Origin of the sequence: Nitratidesulfovibrio liaohensis, from assembly GCF_011682075.1 — a bacterium.
Classification (GTDB): domain Bacteria; phylum Desulfobacterota; class Desulfovibrionia; order Desulfovibrionales; family Desulfovibrionaceae; genus Cupidesulfovibrio; species Cupidesulfovibrio liaohensis.
In genome coordinates this window covers 1-2,198 of the sequence record NZ_VSMK01000436.1, presented here as the reverse complement: position 1 = coordinate 2,198, position 2,198 = coordinate 1, and the positions used below count along the sequence as shown (strand labels likewise).

At 69.4% G+C, this 2,198-nt stretch carries 1 protein-coding gene and 1 pseudogene; both read right to left on the bottom strand.

Translation table 11 applies throughout. The features are described 5' to 3' along the window. Positions 1 to 296, bottom strand: a pseudogene (locus FVW27_RS13630) (cache domain-containing protein); the annotation flags it as partial. Positions 297 to 546: 250 nt separating this feature from the next. Next, positions 547 to 2,085 carry a ribosome biogenesis GTPase Der gene (der, locus tag FVW27_RS13625; protein WP_167126012.1) on the bottom strand — a complete coding sequence of 513 codons (1,539 nt, stop codon included), beginning with the start codon at positions 2,083 to 2,085 and terminating at the stop codon, positions 547 to 549. Between the last annotated feature and the right edge of the window lie 113 nt (positions 2,086 to 2,198).

The following is a 2,198-nucleotide window of genomic DNA, read 5'->3' as shown; positions in this document are numbered from 1 at the left end:
GTGGCGGCAAGGCGGCTGTCGCGGGCCTCTGCCAGCAGGGTTTGTTCGCGCGCGGCGGTGACGGCGGACAGCGGGGCCATGGTGCACTGGGCCAGGAACAGGCCTGCGGCGGCGGGCAGCAAGGCCCGGAAAAAGGCCCGCCCGGACACGTGACGCGCCAGAAACCGGCCCAGGGCGCCGCACGTGGCGAGGAACACCGCCCCGGCACGGGTGGCCAGCCTGTGGGCAGCTTCCAGCAACTGTTCCGCAAAGGGGGGGGGAGAGGACGGCGTCGGGGAAGGGGAAGGTTGGGGCATGGGGGCCTCCTGTCGGCCTGCACTGTAGCCGGGATGGGCCGGAAGGTGAAGGCTTGCGCGAGTGGGCAGGGGGGATGAGAGAAAACTGTTTCGGGGGGAGGAGGACAGGACGGGCAGGGAAACGCAACCGCCCCGCACCGCCCGACCCCTGTGACAACAGAAGGCGAGCGGTACGGGGCGGATGAATGCAGGGGAGGGCGAGGCCGTCAGCCGGACACAGCCCCGCTGGAGGGTGCCCGGACGGGCGGGGCTATTCGCCCTTCTTCTTGTGCGACGAGCGGAAGCGCACCCGCATGGGGGCGTGCTCGATGCGGAACATCCGGCGCAGGGCCTTTTCCACGTAGCGGGCGTACGGCGTCTGGATGCGGTCGGCATCGTTGACGAAGAACACGAACGTGGGCGGGTTGGTCTCCGCCTGGGTCAGGTAGAAGAACTTGGGCCGCAGGCGGCGCACCACCGGGGGCTGATGGCGGGTGAGCACCTCTTCCATGGCCCGGTTGAGCTGGCCGGTGCCCACGCGCACGTGGCACTCGGCGCGGACGCGTTCGGCCATGGGCAGCACGGGGCCAAGCCCCTTGCCCGACTTGGCGGAAACGTACAGCAGCGGCACGTGGGGGCAGAATTCCAGCATGCCCTTGAACGAGGCCTCCAGGTCCGGCAGCAGCTTGCGCGGCACCAGGTCGATCTTGTTCACCAGCACCATGAACGGCGTCTTGCGTTCGTCCAGCAGGTCCACCAGGCGCTTGTCCTGCTGGGTGACGCCTTGCAGCGCGTCGAGCACCAGCAGGGTGACGTGGGCCTTGGTGGTGCTTTTGAGCGAGGCGTTGACGCTGTAACGCTCCACCGAATCGGTGATGCGCGAGCGGCGGCGCACCCCGGCGGTGTCCACGAAGGTGATGGTCTTGTCGCCCGATTCGAAGCTGACGTCCACGCTGTCGCGGGTGGTGCCCGCCATGTCGCTGACGATCATGCGCTGCTGGCCGGTAAGGGCGTTGACCAGCGACGACTTGCCCGCGTTGGGGCGGCCCAGCATGGCAAGGCGCAGGTGGGTGGGGTCGTACGGGGGGCCTTTGGGTTCGGCAGCGGATTCGCCGGATTCCGCGCCGCCTTCGCCAGCGTCCTCGCCAGCTATCTCGTCAGCGCCTTCGTCGTCGTTGGAGGCAAGGTCGAAGTCGCCTTCCTCGCCGTCGCCTTCTTCCACGCCGTCTTCAGGCTCATCGGGCAGCATTTCGCGCATTTCGTCTTCCAGCACGCGCACGTTGTGCCCGTGCGCGGCGGAAACGGGCAGCAGTGGAAAGCCCAGGGCGTGGAATTCGGCCAGCATTTCGTCTTCGCGCTCCACGCCGTCCACCTTGTTCACCACCACCAGCACGGGTTTGCCCGCGCGGCGCAGGTGTGCGGCCAGGTGTTCGTCGAAGGGGGTCAGCCCGTCGCGGCCATCCACCACCAGGCAGATGCCAGCGGCTTCGGCCATGGCGGCTTCGGCCTGGCGCAGGATTTCCGCCTCGAAGCCGCGAATGCCTTCCGGCCCCTGGGCCACGGCTGCGTGGGCGTCCAGGGTGATGCCGCCGGTATCCACGATGGCGAAGGTCTGCTTGCCGCGCGAGCGCACCTGGCCTTCCATGCGGTCGCGGGTGACGCCGGGCCGGTCGTGGGTGATGGCCCGGTTGGCGCGGATGAGCCGGTTGAACAGGGTGGATTTGCCCACGTTGGGGCGGCCCACCAGCGCGATCTTCGGCAGGTGCGTGGTGACGGGCGCGGACGGGGCGGGGGGCTGGGCTATGGGCATGGCGTTCTCTGCCTGTGGGATGACATGGGATGACGGGAGGGCGGCGGGGCCGCCGATGGGGCACAGCGTAGCCCGGCGGGGCGCGTCGCGCAATGCGGCACACGGGGCCGGGC